This is a genomic window from Corallococcus sp. 4LFB, from assembly GCF_046520365.1.
GTDB classification, from domain to species: domain Bacteria; phylum Myxococcota; class Myxococcia; order Myxococcales; family Myxococcaceae; genus Corallococcus; species Corallococcus caeni.
Map to the genome: position 1 here is coordinate 1 of NZ_JBKGHJ010001243.1, position 438 is coordinate 438.

1 protein-coding gene is annotated in these 438 nt (G+C 69.9%); it reads right to left on the bottom strand.

Features of this window, described 5'->3' with window-relative positions; all coding sequences use genetic code 11:
• A partial coding sequence (locus tag ACLEQD_RS45140; protein ID WP_410392029.1) for a condensation domain-containing protein occupies positions 1–438 on the bottom strand: 438 nt, incomplete at both ends.

Below are 438 nucleotides of genomic sequence, written 5' to 3' on the forward strand. Positions count from 1 at the left end.
CTCGCCCGCCTCCAGCGCCACCGCGTCAGGACGACGCGCCACCTGCGCCGCGAAGACGTCCACGATGCTGGCTTCGCGCGGGGAGTCGCTCGCCGTCTGGTTCCACTCCACCAGCACGCGCTGCTTCTCCTCCGCCGACAGCACCCCAACTTCCCACAGCCGCCCCGTCTCCCCCGCCACCAGTCCTTCCACTGCACGGCGCCACTGCTCCAGCAGCCGCCCAATCCCTTCCGCCTCGAAGCGCGGCGTGTCGTACGCCAGCTTCAGCAGCAGCTCGCGGCCCGGAATCACAGAGGCCGTCAGCGGATAGTTGCTGCGCTCGACGCCGCGCACGTCACGGATGCCGAGCGGATTGCCCTGCGCCGCGAGTGATGCGTCCAGCGGGTAGTTCTCGAAGACGAAGAGGCTCTGGAACAGCGGCGTGCCTCGCGGCACCTG